Source organism: Pseudoalteromonas holothuriae (assembly GCF_945859825.1).
Classification (GTDB): domain Bacteria; phylum Pseudomonadota; class Gammaproteobacteria; order Enterobacterales; family Alteromonadaceae; genus Pseudoalteromonas; species Pseudoalteromonas holothuriae.
The window spans coordinates 100,750-118,801 of record NZ_CAMAPC010000012.1 but is presented as its reverse complement, the minus strand read 5'-3'; the positions used below and the strand labels follow the sequence as shown (position 1 = coordinate 118,801).

The following is an 18,052-nucleotide window of genomic DNA, read 5'->3' as shown; positions in this document are numbered from 1 at the left end:
AATGCACTCGGTGTGAATGCACTCGGTGTGAATGCACTCGGTGTGAATGCACTCGGTGTGAATGTGCGCCTATTGTCCTTTACCTGTAAATACAACCGAAATAGTGCGCAATAAAATCATCCACTCCATTGCAAACCAGTTTTTTCGATTTGACATACTCAGCGCATAGGCATAATCCCAACCAATCTTACTCCTTGCATCCTCAATACTTTCATCATATCCATTCATTACCTGCGCAAGGCCTGATATACCTGGTTTAAGCCCATATGTCCGCCAGCCAAAATATGGGATAGATTTCTCTAGTTTCGCGTAAAATACAGGTCGCTCTGGACGAGGGCCTATCAGTGACATTTCTCCCACGAGCACGTTCCACAACTGCGGTAGTTCATCAATTCGTGTCTTACGTAAAAAGCGACCTACTTTTGTTATCCTGGGGTCATTTTTACTTGCCCAAACTGCGCCGCTTTTTGCTTCAGCATCAACTACCATAGAGCGAAATTTATAAACGTAAAACAATGATACAAATTTATCAGTACTTTTACCTACTCTTAGCTGCTTAAATAGAACTGGACCCTTTGAATTAATTTTTATAGCCAACGCGGTCAAAAGCATAATCGGTAGCAGTAGCAATAAACCACATAAAGACCCAACCACATCGAACGCTCGCTTTATTAAACTCACGCTATTATCTTTACCTTTACGCTGATTCACTCTTGTCCAAGGCTTTTTATAGGCACCAAATTGGTATTTAACAACGCCGCGCAATGCAACCCAATAGCAAATAAGCGCATAATGAGCTTTAGCAAATAGCTTAATCAGAACATTTTTAGATTTTACTTGCCCAATTGTATGAATACTTAATAGAACGCTACAAACACAAGCCCCCCATACACTTTGATTTATTACAAGCGCTATCGTGGGTATAACGTATAACAAAAAAATAATGATTGGCATTACTGCACGTAGCGCTTTATGTGAGAAGAAGTTAAAAGCCGTCCAACCTAACTTTGGATTAAGTAATGAAGCTAACATGATAAATTGCTGCCAATTACCTGCGCCAATACGCTCACGACGCTTAATATCTTGAGCTATTTCATCGCATTCGCGCTCGTATATCGTTACGTCTGCATCTAGCACTACATGACCGCCAGAATGGCAAGCTTGCATCGCAAGGATAAAATCGTCGTTGATTGTATGTTTAGGAATTGGTTTAACGTTGCTTGCACGAATTGCAAATAATGCGCCTGGCACGCCTATTACAGCCCCAAAATGCGATTCAAGCGTTTTTAACGTATTTTGATATTTCCAATATGACTGTTGTTGCGTTGGCGCACACTCATCGGGCGTGTAGCACCCAGTGGCAACAGCTATGTCTTTGTTTTGAAATTGGTTTGCAAACTTGTTCAACGCATCAATACTTAACAGCGCACTGACATCCGTAAACACCAAAATGTCATAGTTATTTTGCCCTATTTCGATAAGCGCATTGATTGCATGTGCCTTACCTTTGTTTTCATTTGCGTTATGTAATACACAAACCACTCCTTTTTCTTCTAGTCGCTTTTGAGTTTGCAAAGCAAGATCATAGGTCTTATCTTTACAACCGTCCAAATAGACGTGTATGGTGTACAATTCACTCGGATATAGCAAAGAGCCTAGGTTATTGAGTTTCTCTTCAATGTGGCTTTGTTCATTATATGCACACATCATAACACCTATACTAGGCAGCTTGGTTTGTATCGCAGTACATTTCGTTGTTGGCTTTTTAAACTTTGTAACGATTTTTAATATCAGCAGATACCCTATATGATGATAAAGCGCCACAATTACTAGCAATATGAATACAAAACTTAACGTTGTCATTGTAATTACTCCTTAAGCGGTAATACCACAATAAAGTTGATCATACTTACGGCTCATATCTTTAATTTGCGCTATAGACAGTGCATGGGATCGTATTGCTTGACCCGCCTCTATCATTAGCGCCTTTTCTATCGCATTCGGTATTTGCTGTTTTTGCAAACGCGACAGCAGCACCCCCTGTTTTTGGGTTAATACTTCTTTAATACCTCCCACATCACTGGCAACAATTGGCGTACCGCAAGCCATTGCCTCTAAAATTGTTAAAGGCATTCCTTCCCTTTGTGAAAATAAACAAAACACATCAATTGCTGAATAAAACACTTCCATATTATGTACACACCCTAAAAAGTGCACACGACTTTCCAACTTAAGGCTATTAACTTTTGCCTTTAGTGATGCATCTAAACTGCCTTGACCTGCAAATACAATATGATGATTATTTGGTAGTGTTTTTAATGCATCAATTAAATCTTCATGGCCTTTACCAAGCTCTAGCCTTGCTGCGCAACCTACTATTTTGGCGCTTTTTGGCAGCCCTAACTGGTATCGAGCATAATCCCTATTTATTGGCGCAAACTTCTTACAGTCGATACCATTTAAAATAGTCTCTTGTGGTCTAATTGATGTTTGTGCATAGAAATCATGAGCGACAACATCTGCATCAGCAATCCAATGTACCGGAGATAGCGTATTTAAAACCTTGGTGATGAAGCGTGATTTAATCCCTGATAGATACCATGCATCATGCACAGTAGAGACATGCTGTACGTCAGGACGCTTGAGACATGCAAGGCACGCATAGAGCATGGGCCCAATGTGATGGCTATGCACAACGCGAATATTGTGGGTATCGATTAAATCTACTAGTTTATTAACTGCTTGGTAGTCAAAACGTTCACGTTTTTCAAGAAAATCCAATTTATCGTTTAAGCTTTTAAGCTGTGGCCAGTTGCTCAAACACGTATCCTTGTCACCTTCGAGTGCCGCAATTCTCGTTTCATTACAAAAACGGCTTTGCTCCAATAAAGATACAGCCATTTTTTCAAGGCCACCAATATTTAAATGTTGAACAATATGAAGTACTTTCATTGCTTGTTACCTCTGTTTTGCACATGCTCAGATAAATGACTTAAAACCTGAGCATGAGATTTGTTGATGATTGGGAGCACTGCTAACACTGGCTCAGATGAGAGTTTTTCAATGGTTGATATATCTTTTAGGTGGCTATCGCACAAGGTAGCAATAAAGACACTAGCAACACCCGAAAAGAGCCCCAGCACGATGCCTAATATTAACGATACGACTAAAGATGTGTTAATTGCTTGGGTAGGGCTGTAAGCACGCTCAATGGTTTTAACCTTATCAGGCCCTTCGTATTTAACGAGCTTGCCTGTAACTTTGGCCATTTCATAACGACCTAGCATCTCTTTATATAATGACTGCTTAACATCATAATCCCGTTGTAACTTACTAAGCTGTTTTTCAATATCGCTGGTCACAAGTAACCGCTGACCAAGCTCTTTTACTTGGCTATCTAGTAAAGTAAATTCCTGTTGTAGCTGCTCTACATTGTTTTTGGCATCTTCTAGTGCAACTATTTGAGATACTAATACACTGCTATCACCATTTTTAGACGTTGGCATGGTGTTCGCCATTTGCCAAAGCTGCTGCATATCAACCTGTTGTAGCTCCTCGCCTTTACTTAATAACACTTTCTGGCGGTTCAGCAGACTCTCTAATTTGCGTGATTTAGCTATTACCTTACTGTGCTTGTCTGTATAACGCGTTTTTAGCAAGCTCAATTCAGAGCTTACAGCGATTATCCGCTGCTCCAAATTGCCTAGCACAGGGTTGGCTTGGGCCATTTTATTGGTGAGATTCTTTAATTTTGCCTTCGCACCAGATAGCTCAATGAATTTATTTTGCTTGTCGCTTAAAATTCTATCTAAGGTTTGACGATTACTATTAAGTACCTCAGGTAATGTGTCGCTGTATTTAACTTTAAATTTTGCCAGTTCATTTTCTGAAAATTCAAGCTCTTGTCTAAGCGTATCAAGTTGCTTAAAAAAGAACTGCTCAGAAGTATCTAACGAGGCTTTAGTTGGAGCAAGCAACCTTTCAATGAACTTTTCGACTACCTTTTCTAAAATTACTTTCATTTTTCCAGGTTCATGCCATTTTAGGTGGATGCGCACTAATTCATCTCCTACTAGAGATAAAGATAATGCTCCAGCCAGCTGCTGGTGGATTGCTTCAATGTCTTCATGACTTGCACTGTCACTGATTAATTTTGTCTCTTTTGCGACCGAAATGAGTACCTTACGGCTAATAACAAGTGTTCTTAGTGCATCGATACGATTCGATAACTCAAATGAAAACGACAAGTCATCAAGAAATGGATTTAGCAATGATGACTCTTCAATTAAAATGGTTGCATGAGTCATGTATTGTTTTTGTGCGGTTGCGGATAATAGAAACACGACAACGGGTACAATACACACAGGCACAATAAACAGTTTGAAGCGACTGTATAACGCATACAGCGACAAATAAGCTAATCGTCTAATTTGTTCTTTAACTAGCATGTTTCAACCTTAGCTTTGCATTTTGCAATTGAAACTCTCGTCTTCATTTGCATTTTGAGAAAAGCGCTCATATTTAAGCGTTATAGGGAAGAAGTTGCAGATTGTGGGCCAATAGCTTGGCCCACAATTAAAAAAGCTTAAGAATTGAAAAGAAGTGATTTAATAACTTGCTGTGCTTTAGCTTGCCAACTATGAGCAAACACTAATTGTGCCTGATATTGCTCCCAACTTAGTAAGGGTTGTTCACCAATTGCTATCGCCATATCCACTCGATAGATAAAACCAGCTATGTCATCCGCTACCAATATTACTTGGTTAAACTGCTGAGCTGCTGGAAAGTTAGTTGCAACAACAGGCGTACCCGCCGCAAGATATTCCTTTAACTTTAAAGGGTTACATGCTCTAATTTGAGCATTATCTAAAAATGGCATCAATGATACCTGCCAGTGCTGTGAAAATTCAGGTAAGGTACTGTGCGCAACAGCATTTATATGTGTTACATTTTTTAATGCTAAAAGCGCTTCGACTTCTTTTGAGTAGTGCGTAACCGAGCCAATTAAAACTAACTCATACTGAGGTCGTTGTATTGCAAGTTCACTCAGTAATTGAATATCTAACCATTCATTAATAGAACCATAAAACCCGATGGTTGCTTTGTGTGACTTCAAATAATTACTTGCTACTTTACGTTCGCTAAAAAGCCTATGATCAACGCCATGCGTAAGCAGATATGTTTTATGCACTGGCATTTTATGCATTAAATTTTCACTCACAACGTAAATAAAATCAGCTCGGTCAATCAACTGGCGCTCTAAAGGTTCGACCATTTTATGATCTACCCCTGCCAGCGCATTAAAATCATCACCGCAATAATAGACAACTCTATCTTGTGCTCTGGGCTGAATAAGAGAAATTGCCGTAGGAACACTTATCCAATAAGTAATGGGCTGTTCATTATCAAAACAGCGAACTTGCAACGCAAACAAAATACGATTAATAGCTTGCGCAAATGAATTATCATGCCATGGCAGTAAAAATAAATTACTTACCTTATCTAAGTGATGCTTTTCGTTAACTTTAGAAGTACTGAGTGACTTGCCAAACAATGCAAGCGCTTTACGCAAAAGTCTAATAAAGTCATTCTTATTGGCGCTTGGCTTGCGCATTCCAACTGAATTTATCCAATGTACTTTGCAGTGTTTAGAAATACATTTGAATAAATGCTGCGTGCTACTTGGGTGTGCACCCCAGTCTTCACCAAATACAATAAATCGCATGTTCTACTCCTTATTGATTTGTTTAACAACTTTGGCTGGGTTACCCGCAGCAATACAGTAATCGGGTACGTCTTTGCACACCACACTACCAGCGCCTATGATTGCTCCTTCACCAATTGTTACTCCTGCCAAAACTGTCACGCCAGTACCAAGCCACGCCCCTTGTTTAATCACAATATCTGCAGCCTGATGGTCTTCATCAGGTAAACCTAGAGCACGTGCTTTATTGTCTATCGGGTGCCCTGCAAATCCGGCAAGAAAAATTCGTCCAGCTAACCTCACATCATCTTCAAGTACAATTTTAGTTCCTACAGAAAAAGCATTTTGCCAACCCACATCAACATTATTACCAATGATCAATTGCGCTGTGTTATGTGTACAGCTGCGTCCACAAAATGTACTAATACCGGACAAGCGAACATTATCCCCTAAGGTTACCTTTAAGCTCCCCAATATTTGTGGCATACCACTATACAAACACAAGTTATTTTTACTGCCTTGGACTTGGCTTTTAAACACCGGGGTGTAATAAAATATTCTGAGCAATTGTGACACTACTGTAGCAACTGTTCGGTGCAACACATAAATACTTTGATGAACAAGGGGTATTACAATGCATTGCGGATTGCGAATTCGCTTTGCAAATTTAAACAAACTTGCGGCTAGAGTACTATCACTGGCTTTTAGCCACTTCTTCATTGCTATGTACATAATTTTCCCCTGCATTGTCTTGAGCAAGCTTTTCTAAAGCTATGGTCAAAGACAAAATAATATATAAAGGCCAAGTAAATGCTTGCGTTAAAAAGGTGCCAGACACCATAAACCCTATCATTCCTGCTTTGAGCGCATAGGTATTAACATTAAGATTTGTATTGCTACTCACTGCATTTAGCAGTGCTGTTCGTTCAAGGCTTTTAAAAATTCCAACGATCAACATGGCAAAGACCAACAAGCCAACAAACCCTGTTTCTCCTAAAATCTGAAACCACGTACTATGTACTGCATGATTCTTGCCATCCCAATGAGGACTATAAAAATAATAATTAACAAAAAAATTGTTAATTCCCACCCCTGTTAAAGGATTCGCTACAGCCATATTAATAGCAGCTTGCCACGCATATATCCGACCCATAGCAGACGCATCGACGCCTTCTTCAGCTGCGCCGCCACTTTGCCTATCTGAAATACCCGCAAACAACACCATTAGGAGCGTGCCAACAAACCCTATAGCGCCAACAAGCACTGGGTTCTTAACTTTTTGATAAATGAAAAAGCTCAAAACAGCTGCAATACCTAATAACCCTCCACGGCTTTGCGTAGCAATAACTCCACTTATCAGAAGAGTTAAACCTACTCCTGAGGCTATTCTTCGCCATTTGTCATTATTTTTGTCAAAAATTTCAGCTGCTAAAAACGACACGGGGAACATTAAAACAAGAGATAGGTCATTGGGGTCGCCTAATTGTGAGCGCAAATCGCGAGATATGGTCACTCTGGTCCCCTCGACGAGACCAATTCCATTCATTTTATTACTAATGGCAACGAGTGCAATTGACACACCTGATAGCATGATCCCAATACGTACCCAATTAAAGTGTTTTGCGCTTTTAACCCACCAACTAATTGCAAACACCATGATGAAGACTTTACTGAGTACGCCACTGAAATATTCTATTGCTACAGCGCGGTTACTTGCCATAAACACACAAACAGTTAGCCACACAAATAACACAATAAATAACACGTGGCAGGAGTTCCAATGCGGTTGTAATTGCTTAGAAATAAATAAATGCCAGACAATACCCAATAATGATGCAAGGGCCAAAAGTTTTGGAATTTTAAATGGCATTAGCACAGGAAAAGCTTCGTGTAGACGAAAATAACTAAACAAAATAAACAGAATAATAAAAGCAATACTGACTCGAATGGCTGTAAATGCAGCAAAAGGAAGTATCACTAGCGCAAATGCGCCAACGGGTCCAACACCTTGGTATGCACCAAGCACAGCCAGTGTGATTAATAAACTTGCGATGATAAACCTATTTTGATAAACAAGTTCACGCATATCGATGCTCCAAAGCATAACGAGCGCGCTCTACAATGTTTATACACTCTTTGAAATAACATCGAGTTAAAAAGCCAACATACAATGCCAAAACACCAAGCCTCTTGACGATTATAAACTCGCTGTTTAAAAAGCCGAGCCCAACAAGCACGATGATAAATAGCCAAGCAACAAGCATATTACTGAGTTTGTATGGAACATATTCAAGCGCTTGGCTAGTTTGGTAAAAAGCCACAGCACGTATGCCTTGTACAAGCAGTAAACAGAAAACAGCCCCCTTTACTGAATAAATAGGGACAAGCCAATACATCATCCCTAACATTACTATCGCTGACACCGCATTAATAATTAGAACTGATTGCGCGCAGCGCTTCATATAACAACCTATATTGAGTAAGTCAGCATGATGACGTAACACCACAACCAATATCAAAAATGTGACCCACTGTGCACTTTGCGCATAAACACTTGGTAACAACAAAACAATTAATTGCTGGCAAAAAATAAGCATTATCATGCTGATCAATATGCCTATGTGCAGGCATCTTAGTGTTTCATAAGCGTACAATGCTTTATTGTTAGCAAGTTTTTGAAAGCGCTTAGCAAACCACCACATTCTCACCGGTTCAAATGCAAACGAGGTCATTAGAGCAAACTGTGCGGCTACAAAATAAATCGCTAAAGTTTGTGTATTAGTGTTTGCAACAATGAACCAATTCTCAGCGCCGTTACAGGCATATAAGCAAACAGCAGAGAATATAATAGAGACTAAGAAGTAAATGTCTGACCTTGATATTTGTCGTGGATAGGATGAAAAACTCACAAAAAGCGCAGCGCGTGTTTTGAGCAATGCAACAACTAAAACAAGTGCCGATGCTAGCGCGCCAGATAACATAACTCCGGTCACAGAGAGACCTTGATATAAAAACGCCAACGTTAAAGCGCATTGAATAAGGCCATGAGAGGTTGTTACAGTACAGTACTGCTTTGCTTTACCTTGAATCCGCCAATAACTGTATGGTACAGCTAACATAGCCGAGCACATTAGATTTATGACCAGTAAATATAAATCGATTGCTTTCACCTGAGCGGGCAGCAATAACATGATGTCATCCATCAAACATAAAGCAACTACAGCCAGTGCAAGCGAGCTTAATAGCGAGATAAGTAAACAATCTCTTAGCAATGACTGTTGTTTTATACTGCTGGCGCTTTTACTTCTGAATAACAGTTCAGGTAAACCAAGGCTAAGTATCAGTGAACAAGCCGCACATGCAGTGACTAAAAAGTTTAAATATCCGTACTGCGATTGTGTCAACAATCGTGTCATGACCGGCATCATTAAAAAACCGAGCCCTTTGAGTACTAACACCGACATACCGTAATACGCGATTTGCTTTAATCCGCTCATACTGCACCTATAGCATTTGTACCCAGTTAGATAACTTTTTCGCCTGTAACTTGGCATTAAAATATCGCGAAACTAACTTATAAGCATTGAGCCCCATAGCATAACGTACATAAGGGTTTAGTTCACAAAACGCGCGTAGCATCGTAACTAGCTCGTCTTCATCGCCCGGCTCACATAACATGCCTACTTTGTTCACTACAATTTCTTTTACGCCCATCAATCTAGTTGATAAAACGGGAATGCCGCATGCCATCGCCTCTTTTAGTACCAGTGGGCCTGTATCTTTATCACCATTACTAGCCACACAAAACGGTGCTACGAGAGCGGTATAATGCTTACAATTTTGTGCTATCCATTGTGGTGACTTTCTACCTATGAACTTAATCTGTCGATTTATTCCTAGCTCGTAGCTTAGGTCCTCTAACGCTTTATACATCGGACCGTCTCCTACTATATCGAGCGAAATGTAATAGTGTTTTTGCAAGCGCTTGATAGCGGGGAACAGAAATTGTAAACCCTTCTTTTCTACTAAGCGGCCAATAAATATCAGTTTTACGTCTGAGTTGATAGCATGAACTCTGTGGCAAAATAAGTTTAAATTCACCCCACAGTGCAAAAGTTTAGTTTGAGTATGAGACATACCCTCAAATTGCGATTTCATATCTTTGCATACCGCAACAACGAAGTTGCATTCATTAAGTTTGTGCTCAATGTCTGCACCATTAACGTAAACGTCATGTCCATGTCCAATAGAAGATACCGTAATACCAGCAAGCTGTGCGGCTATGATCCCGTATGCTAAAGGCCCATGCATAAAATGACAATGTAAGTGTTCAATATTGAGTTTGTTCAATAACTTAGCTAGTGATGAACCATATCCCAACAGGGAAATAGTAGAAATCGATTTGAATTTAAATGATGTTTTTACAGCTTTAAAAAATTGCGAACTCATTAGCGACGCAACACTAAAGTCGCTTATTGTCGGTTTAGGTATATTGAAAACTTCTACATTAGCAGACAAGTTAGAAGTAAATCGATGCGTAGTAAATGCAAGCACAGTCACTTTGTGGCCTGCTGATACCAGTGCATTAATCTCTGTGATGACAAAGGTTTCTGATGCAATGGGAAAGCTAGGCACTAAAATAGCAATATGTTTCATAAATAGCACTCCAATGTGTAGTGCTGTTATGGTGGCAAGTATCGTACCGCCCCTAAACACCCTATTTTTCGTCATAAGTTGGCAATTTGGCATTCGTTATTTGCATTTTGCAATGCGTTTTATTAATCCATACTCCCAATGCCTTTAATTCTGGCATTTTAATATTGGCGTTGTTATTGCGTTGCTCTTTATTAGATTAATTAGGAGAGCACATAATGAAATATGATGTAAGCGTTATTATTCCAAACTATAACTGTAAACAATATTTACCAATTGCGTTTTCAAGTATTTTGAAGCAAACAGGCTTACGTATTGAAATAATTGTCGTCGATGATGGTTCAACGGATGGGAGTGTAGAGTGGCTGACATTAGCTCAAAAAAACTTACCAAATTTAGTGATAATAAAGCAGCATCGCTCTGGTGTGGTTGCAGCCAGAAATTATGCAATAGAAGTAGCATCTGCACACTATATTGCTTTTTTGGATGCTGATGACTATTGGAGTGAAGATAAACTAAATATGCAACTGCAATATATGAAATCAAATACAGCATGTGTGCTCACATTCACAAACTATATTCATGTAAATGAACAATACCAACCTATTATTGATTGCTTTTCATATTGGCCAGAATTTTATCAACCTAAGCTTAATAGTACTAACGAGTACATCGCACTTAGCGAACCGCTAGATTTGTTACTCTATGCCAATGTAATTGGTACATCTTCAGTTATGGTTAAACGCTCAGCAATTATAAGTGTAAATAAATTTAATCCTATGTTAAAGAGCGCAAGTGATTGGGATTGCTGGCTAAATCTCGCTTCAATAGGAGACATCGCCTACACTTACCAAAATGCCATGGGTTATTTAATGCGCCCAAACTCTATCACTGCTAATAGGTTAAGTAGGCTTGAGGCAATAGAAAACATCGTTTCACGAATATATAACAACAATAATGTACGATTTAGTACTAAGGTTAAAACTCAGGCTAGAATTCATGAGTGCTATGGTGAGTATCAACGTGAGCAAGGTAAAAAAATTTATGCTCTGTTAAACACAATGTGTGCTTTTGGCATGAATCCACACATAAGAAATGCCAAGCATTTATTGCATGATGTAAAGCAACTCATTCGGTTTTAGGATTATATATGCAAAAAGTTTTAATAGTTGATGATGAAAGCCCTGTTCTTAGAGCGTTCAACCGTTTATTTGCTAAAGAATATGCATTAACGCTGGTAAATGATCCGCTCAAAGCTGTGGAAAGTTTCGCTGATAACCACTATGACTTGATTTTATCTGATATTAAAATGCCCAATATGGATGGCTTTGAATTACTACAAGCATTTGCAGCCCACTACCCTGATTCTGGTCGCATGCTTGTCAGCGGCTATACAGATTTAGATGAATGTCAGGGCGCAGTAGAAAAAGGAATAGCTGATATTATTGTTTCCAAACCATGGGATAACTTTGAGCTTACCTCTATCGTCAAATTATTGCTAGAAAACGGCAAACTCAAAAGCGAGATTGCTCATCTAAAAGCGCAGTTGGAAACTAAGTAATTTATGGTCGCTCCCTTTAAATAACTCAACGCTGACATTGGTAATATTTTGATGTTCACTCACAACGCAATTATCAATTGGTAAACCCGCAACAATGCTTGGTAACCAGTTTAAGTATTGCCAACTGCGATTATTAACCAAAGAGTGTGAGCATAAGGGCATATTAGTAAAAGGAAAGTGTTTGGACCAAGGAACGATATTGAAGTCACCACTAATCAGCCAATGTCCCTCCAATTTTTTCACAGCCTCATACACGACTAAAAGCAATTCGTTTCGATTGAGCCAATCTTTCTTGCTCCTTGGAGACGGGGGATGCACGGCAAACACAGTGATAATGCTATTACCAACCAATATATCAACTTCTAAATAGCCAACTTTTTGCATCTGTGTGTAAACGACTTTTTTACTTATCAACGGGTAGCGCGAAATAATCCCTAGCCCCATTGGAAAACCAATATGTTCATCAGAGCCAAATTTGTAATATTCAGGTTTAAGCTTGTCGAAGAGCGCAGTGTTATTATCGTTAAACTCTTGCAGGATAAGTAGATCCCATGTTTGTTCATTAAGTTTAGCAAGCTCGTTAATAACAGACTGGTTATAGTACCGCAGATTTATTTGCTTAATGGTTAGTTGATTATGATAATTTTTCTCTGACTGCTCCTGCACAACAACACGAAGGTGAAATACGAGTAAGCAACATGAAATAGCAAACAGTGACAAAAATAAAAGTCGACTATAAAGCAGACCTAAAATGCAAGTAAATACACCCAGCATTAACCATTGAGCGCGCAAACTATCGACTATGTCACCAATGTATCCAAAACTAGATACAAAAAAAGCCGATATCATAAGAATTGTATAAATCCCAATTAGTAAATATCGCATTTAAATTACCAAAACTCTTAGTATTGTGTCGTACTATCAATATTAGAGCCAAAGTATAGTTTTTATTTATGTATGCACTTTAAAATATGCATACTCGCCACGTTATTTTTGTAAGACGATACCTTAGTTTTATCGAAGTTGCTGATTTGTACTTCTAGCATAAATTGTATGATGTGTTCTTATGTTGATTATTAATAAGCCACTCTGCGTGGCTTATTAATAATTGCGTTATTTAAATCCGTTAAGCATCTTGTCGCATATTACAGGGGTTGGCCTGTGATTGTCATCAACGGCTACAAAAGTAAAGCTGCCTGATATTGCCAGGTGCTTATCATCTTTATGCATACGCTCTAGATATATGTCGACTTCAACCTTTAAACTTGTGTTGCCAACATGCACAATTTTAGAAACAAGCTCTGCAAATGTGCCCGCTGGAATCGCTTCTTTGAAATCAACGCGATCAGATGAAATCGTTACTAATGGTTTTCTACAAAAACGCGTGGCAGCAATAAAAGCAACCTCATCCATCCAAGCCAAAGCATCGCCACCAAACAATGTATTATGGTGGTTAGTACGACCAGGGAATACCGTTTTCGTAACTGAAGTGATTGAGTCTTCAATACGTTTTGCAATAATTGTTTCTTTATCTATCTCTGTCATTTGTTACTACTTTTACTCGCCAATGTGTCTTGCATTAATAATTGTGGATCTAGTCGTTCATTGAACCAATTAAAACGCCAATCCAAATGAGGGCCAGTTACCCTGCCCGTTGCACCAATGTCAGCAAAGTGGTCACCTGTTTCTAGTTTATCACCCACTTTGACATGAAGTTTGTTCAAATGAATATAGGTGGAGCTAATTCCATAACCATGGTCAACAATCACTGTACCGCCACTATAATATAAATCTGGATTAGCAAACGTAACAACGCCTGGCAAAGGAGCCAAAACGGGTGTGCCTGTCTTATTGGCAATGTCTAAACCGTAATGTGGATTGCGCGCCTTTCCGTTAAAAAACCGTTGACTGCCATAGACCCCAGAAATACGCCCAGGTGCTGGTCGAAGCACAGGCTCTTTAAAATATTCAAAGTTCGAGTCTGTAGTGCGTGCTTGTCGTACCGCTTTTGCTTCAGAACGAATTCTTTCAAGCACTGATTTAGGAGGTGATACATACTTTTTTTCAACTCCCGTAATACGATCTATTTTAAATTCTCGTACAGTGATTAGCATATCATGCTCATGCTTAACTTCGTCTGCATCTACCCAAGTTAAGGTATGTGTTGAATCTGCATCTCTTCCAAAACCAAATACAAACTCGCCTGCAGGAGTAAGCTTCAAAGGTTTACCGTTAAAGCTGACGGTTTTTGCGTTATCAATCTTACCTATAACCATACCACCTTGGGTTAGATTGCCTTTTAACTGTAAAGCCTGAGTTTGTAACGCTGATAATAACGCTATCAACAACAGTCCTTTTCTAAGCATAAGCAATCGCTCCTTTACCAACACCTTCGTATGCTTTTACGGTTATCGTGTTATCAGGCATAGTATCTTTAATTTGTTTTGCTAAGTACTCTGCGATGCACTCTACTGTTGTGTCACATGGCAATATGTCACAACGCGCTTTGCTCATTGCAAGCTCAAAGTAGCCCTGAGTGGCTTCGTAAGCAAAGCACACATCGTTTGTACTAGCAGTTACATATTTAAGGTTGCTGGCATCAATAACATCTTCTTCAGTACCAAGATATATATCTTGCCACTTAGTCGCCCATTCTTTTTGTAGCCTTGGGTGTTTCATACCATCGACAAACACACCTAACTGCGAGCGATGGCCATGAATGATACGCTGGCAATTACCATCATGCTTTTTTAATCCATGGCTATAGTGATAATAAAAGCTCTCACTTTGCTCAGCGCGAAGTTCTATACCAATATCTTTTACGTTACTTGGCATCTTAGGCATGATCACCGATTTTAAAAATGAGATAACGCTTTGCTCGTTAACTTCTTCGCCTTCAAGCAAACACACAGCTTGCTCAGGCGCATTCATCGCTAAGTGGTGGCCATCACCAAATTGACAGTCTAAATCGACCCTGTTGTCAGCAACCGTTACTTTTCCATCAAGCCCTTTTGCCACAGCAAGTTTATGGTCAATGGTATCGTCTATGATGCGCTTAATTTGTTTTTTTACTAATGCAAAGTCTAAAACCATAGACTCATCATTAAGTTGGCCATGTAGGGTTAAATCGACTATCCAGCTCTCACCTATTGCGCCACGCTTATTACATAGGTAAGAAAAATCAATGACTGTCAGTGCATCTACAAAAAGGATCATAAACTTCCGATAAATTAGTTTAATACTGGGGCTATTATAAAGTTTTTTAAGACAAAGATCGCCCCATAAGCGTAGGAGAATTCAATTTTAATGAGAATTATTCTTACATAACTAGATTTTTTAACTGTTCAGAGTTGTTTAGCGTACATCTGTACGCTAAAGTAGCTCGGAAATTTTCAGCAAAGATTGTGGACTATGGAACCAAAAAATAGCTATACAAAAGAAGAATTAATCATATGTGGTCGTGGTGAAATGTTTGGCGAAGGCAACTGTCGCCTTCCAAGCGACAACATGTTAATGATGGACCGCATCGTTGAAATAAATGATGACGGCGGTCAACATGGTAAAGGACTGATCGTTGCTGAGCTTGATATTGATCCAAGCCTTTGGTTCTTTGATTGCCACTTTAAAGGTGATCCAGTTATGCCAGGCTGCCTTGGTTTAGACGCAATGTGGCAACTTGTTGGTTTTTTCTTAGGCTGGTCTGGTGGCCCCGGCCTTGGACGAGCTTTAGGTGTGGGTGAAGTTAAATTTACAGGCCAAATTCTACCTACCGCCAAAAAAGTTACTTATCGTATCGAAATGAAGCGCGTCATTAAGCGTAGACTTTTTATGGGTATGGCTGATGGCACCGTTGAAGTTGATGGACGTGTAATTTATGAAGCTAAAGACCTTAAAGTGGGTTTATTTCAAGATACCAGTGCATTTTAATTAAACACGCCCAAACAATAAAGCCCCTTGGTGGGGCTTTATTGTATTTAATCAGTTTAAATTATTACGTTTTGAAGGTATTTCGATTTTCGATAGCTTCTCGCCATCCACCTAACCATTCTGACCTTGGTTCAACTTGTTGGTATGGACACAACTCTTTTGATCTACCTGCTAACCCTGCTTTAAATCCTTGTGAATGTGCTCTTTCTAAGCGATCTCTTTTCTGTCTCTTCATAGGTAAAATCCTCACCTTCTCTTTCAACGATGTTGTGACTGCACTCGGTGTGACTGCAACCGTCATCAACATTTAATAATTAGTTAATAAAATCGTCGTTATCAAGCTGTACCACATTTTATTTGTGACCCATTTGACGAGTTAAAGTTCACCTCTTTGATAACGTAGAAATTGTTTTTTAACTGGTGTGTATCCAGCGCACACCACGCATAATTGAATTATTGAGAATAACTGATAAAAACAATGGGCGTCACTTCAATAAATAAAATGACTCACTCACGTTAAGATCAGTACAGAATAGGGTTGGCCAAACCTTCAGCTTCAATAAATCACATTCGTCTAACGCATGCAATAATATTTACACGGCAATTTGTAAACAAGCTTGACCTTTGAATTTAAATTCCAACCAAAACAAAATAAATGGATAATAAAAACAACAAAATTAAAAAAAATAGATAAAATACACCTTTTTATAATTAAAAAAACATTCATAATTTTGACATAAAAACTTTTCTTTTCAATTCAACATCAAACAAATTTGCAGGTATAAAGGGGACTTTAAATTCTAACATTTGTCCCCATATCATCGCTGACTCTGATTGGTTATTTGTATTTCAGATTGATTTTTATTTTGCTTTAAACAACAAAAACTGAAATCGTTAATTACTGCGGTGAGAAAAAGTAAAACTGCGCTCTTGAACAAGCTTTCCTTTACCATCGTTAGGTGTACTATAAAAATTGACTGTCATTGCATCGTTTAAATTATTTAACTGAATATGTGCAAAGCCCCAAGTAAAGCTTTTAGACCAAACCAGATCATACTCTGGATATTGCATCTGTTGGTATTTTGCAAAAGGCGTATGTGTTCCTCGCATCTTTGAAGCTGCACCGCTAATAATAAGAGGTAGCTTAGGCATTGAATGATTTGACGGCATTACTCTTGAACAATCATCGGTCAATAATTCTAAGTCATGTTCATGACCTGCAATATACGCATCTGCATACTGGCACAATTCAGGTAATATGAGCCGACGTAACACATGAGCTTCATCATACTTTGTACCGCCAATAGACCATAAAACGTGATGCCCATATACTATTTTCCACTTTGCAGAAGAGTGCTTTAATCCATTGGCAAGCCATGCAAGTTGCTTATGATCTTCACCATTGATAGGGGTTTCATGGCGTTCGATATCTTCCACCTCTGCTTGTCCGCTGGCCAAAGCACTGGCAAGCCCCTGCTCAGAACCATCTTCTCGCAATGGAATTTCATAATAATGCTGACCAGCAAGTAACATATTGGTGTCAATGACAAAAAACTCCACATCATTGCCGGGCTCCCCTTGTTTAAAGCTATAATACCCTTTTTTATCCATGTGAAAATTAGCTTGCTTTGACATCCATGCCGTTTGTAGTGCCACCCCTTTTCTTGATGTTTTCCAATCGTGATTGCCAAGCGCCGAGTAAACCACCAGCGAGTTTTTTTCTTCAAACAGCGGTTTAAGTGGCGTTAAAATGAGGTCGCCCATGCGTTGTTCATCGTCTTTGCCATCATTTGCATCAGCACCATCTGGGTATATGTTATCACCGAGCTGAATAGCAAATTCACAATTAGCGGTTTTGCATAAAGTAGCCATCGCCTGTCCGACTGCTTTAGCACCGCTTTGCTCAGTCGCAATATTTGTATTTGGGTAAACAAAAATTGGCGCATGGTTAAACTCAGCTAATGGTCGATTGTCATCTAGCCAATCTTGCTTCTCAGCTGCAATAAATTCGCGCTTGTTTTTTGGATTTTCAATATGTTTTTGTTTTGGGTATTCCGGGCTGTAGCCGCCATCACCAAATGCCAAAAAGCTGATTGTTGAAGTATCGTTGCTTTGCTCTTGTGAATAGCTGGCAGCTGAGTATAAAACAAAAGTAAGCGTTGCTATTATTATACATTTTTTCATAAAAATGCAGCCAGCTTGCACTG

At 39.1% G+C, this 18,052-nt stretch carries 17 protein-coding genes; 3 read left to right on the top strand and 14 right to left on the bottom strand.

The window, feature by feature from the left end:
* Nucleotides 1–69: 69 nt before the first annotated feature.
* The 8 genes from OCI93_RS14740 to OCI93_RS14705 all read right to left on the bottom strand — a co-directional run bounded on the left by OCI93_RS14740 (nucleotide 70) and on the right by OCI93_RS14705 (nucleotide 10,360).
* Nucleotides 70–1,863, bottom strand: a complete 1,794-nt coding sequence (locus tag OCI93_RS14740; RefSeq protein ID WP_261626724.1) for a sugar transferase — start codon at nucleotides 1,861–1,863, stop codon at nucleotides 70–72.
* Between the two features lie 12 nt (nucleotides 1,864–1,875).
* Nucleotides 1,876–2,952: a glycosyltransferase gene (locus OCI93_RS14735; RefSeq protein WP_261626723.1), complete on the bottom strand. Its 1,077-nt coding sequence runs from the start codon at nucleotides 2,950–2,952 to the stop codon at nucleotides 1,876–1,878.
* Nucleotides 2,949–4,448 (bottom strand): GumC family protein, encoded by a 1,500-nt coding sequence (locus OCI93_RS14730; protein WP_261626722.1) that lies wholly within the window; start codon nucleotides 4,446–4,448, stop codon nucleotides 2,949–2,951. The genes OCI93_RS14735 and OCI93_RS14730 overlap by 4 nt, the downstream gene beginning before the upstream one ends.
* 137 nt (nucleotides 4,449–4,585) lie before the next feature.
* Nucleotides 4,586–5,725, bottom strand: a complete 1,140-nt coding sequence (locus tag OCI93_RS14725; protein ID WP_261593836.1) for a glycosyltransferase — start codon at nucleotides 5,723–5,725, stop codon at nucleotides 4,586–4,588.
* A gap of 3 nt (nucleotides 5,726–5,728) precedes the next feature.
* Nucleotides 5,729–6,436 (bottom strand): acyltransferase, encoded by a 708-nt coding sequence (locus OCI93_RS14720; protein WP_261593835.1) that lies wholly within the window; start codon nucleotides 6,434–6,436, stop codon nucleotides 5,729–5,731.
* Nucleotides 6,399–7,790: an O-antigen ligase family protein gene (locus tag OCI93_RS14715; protein ID WP_261626721.1), complete on the bottom strand. Its 1,392-nt coding sequence runs from the start codon at nucleotides 7,788–7,790 to the stop codon at nucleotides 6,399–6,401. The genes OCI93_RS14720 and OCI93_RS14715 overlap by 38 nt, the downstream gene beginning before the upstream one ends.
* On the bottom strand, nucleotides 7,783–9,201 hold the full coding sequence (locus OCI93_RS14710) for a lipopolysaccharide biosynthesis protein (RefSeq protein ID WP_261626720.1): 1,419 nt from the start codon (nucleotides 9,199–9,201) through the stop codon (nucleotides 7,783–7,785). Before OCI93_RS14710 ends, OCI93_RS14715 begins: the two co-directional genes overlap by 8 nt.
* Nucleotides 9,202–9,208: 7 nt before the next feature.
* Nucleotides 9,209–10,360, bottom strand: coding sequence for a glycosyltransferase (locus tag OCI93_RS14705; RefSeq protein WP_261593829.1), 1,152 nt, complete (start codon nucleotides 10,358–10,360; stop codon nucleotides 9,209–9,211).
* A gap of 215 nt (nucleotides 10,361–10,575) precedes the next feature.
* Here OCI93_RS14705 and OCI93_RS14700 point away from each other — a divergent pair, with 215 nt between their 5' ends.
* Both OCI93_RS14700 and OCI93_RS14695 read left to right on the top strand, forming a co-directional pair.
* Nucleotides 10,576–11,499, top strand: coding sequence for a glycosyltransferase family 2 protein (locus OCI93_RS14700; RefSeq protein ID WP_261626719.1), 924 nt, complete (start codon nucleotides 10,576–10,578; stop codon nucleotides 11,497–11,499).
* Between the two features lie 8 nt (nucleotides 11,500–11,507).
* Nucleotides 11,508–11,918 (top strand): response regulator, encoded by a 411-nt coding sequence (locus OCI93_RS14695; protein WP_261593827.1) that lies wholly within the window; start codon nucleotides 11,508–11,510, stop codon nucleotides 11,916–11,918.
* On the opposite strand, the gene OCI93_RS14690 is transcribed toward OCI93_RS14695, so the two are convergent.
* The 4 genes from OCI93_RS14690 to OCI93_RS14675 form a co-directional block, all read right to left on the bottom strand.
* A complete protein-coding gene (locus OCI93_RS14690; protein ID WP_261593825.1) occupies nucleotides 11,892–12,803 on the bottom strand; it encodes an endonuclease/exonuclease/phosphatase family protein in 912 nt (303 codons plus the stop codon). The genes OCI93_RS14695 and OCI93_RS14690 overlap by 27 nt on opposite strands.
* A gap of 228 nt (nucleotides 12,804–13,031) precedes the next feature.
* Nucleotides 13,032–13,463, bottom strand: coding sequence for an acyl-CoA thioesterase (locus OCI93_RS14685; RefSeq protein ID WP_261593822.1), 432 nt, complete (start codon nucleotides 13,461–13,463; stop codon nucleotides 13,032–13,034).
* On the bottom strand, nucleotides 13,460–14,284 hold the full coding sequence (locus tag OCI93_RS14680) for a M23 family metallopeptidase (RefSeq protein WP_261626718.1): 825 nt from the start codon (nucleotides 14,282–14,284) through the stop codon (nucleotides 13,460–13,462). The genes OCI93_RS14685 and OCI93_RS14680 overlap by 4 nt, the downstream gene beginning before the upstream one ends.
* Complete coding sequence (locus OCI93_RS14675) at nucleotides 14,277–15,134, bottom strand: 6-carboxytetrahydropterin synthase (RefSeq protein WP_261626717.1); 858 nt, start codon at nucleotides 15,132–15,134, stop codon at nucleotides 14,277–14,279. Before OCI93_RS14675 ends, OCI93_RS14680 begins: the two co-directional genes overlap by 8 nt.
* A gap of 195 nt (nucleotides 15,135–15,329) precedes the next feature.
* Here OCI93_RS14675 and fabA point away from each other — a divergent pair, with 195 nt between their 5' ends.
* Complete coding sequence (gene fabA, locus OCI93_RS14670; protein ID WP_261593816.1) at nucleotides 15,330–15,845, top strand: 3-hydroxyacyl-[acyl-carrier-protein] dehydratase FabA; 516 nt, start codon at nucleotides 15,330–15,332, stop codon at nucleotides 15,843–15,845.
* A gap of 64 nt (nucleotides 15,846–15,909) precedes the next feature.
* Here fabA and rmf read toward each other — a convergent pair whose 3' ends face one another.
* A complete protein-coding gene (rmf, locus tag OCI93_RS14665; protein WP_152086001.1) occupies nucleotides 15,910–16,080 on the bottom strand; it encodes a ribosome modulation factor in 171 nt (56 codons plus the stop codon).
* A 659-nt stretch (nucleotides 16,081–16,739) separates the two neighbouring features.
* Complete coding sequence (locus OCI93_RS14660) at nucleotides 16,740–18,029, bottom strand: metallophosphoesterase (protein ID WP_261593814.1); 1,290 nt, start codon at nucleotides 18,027–18,029, stop codon at nucleotides 16,740–16,742.
* Nucleotides 18,030–18,052: the final 23 nt, after the last annotated feature.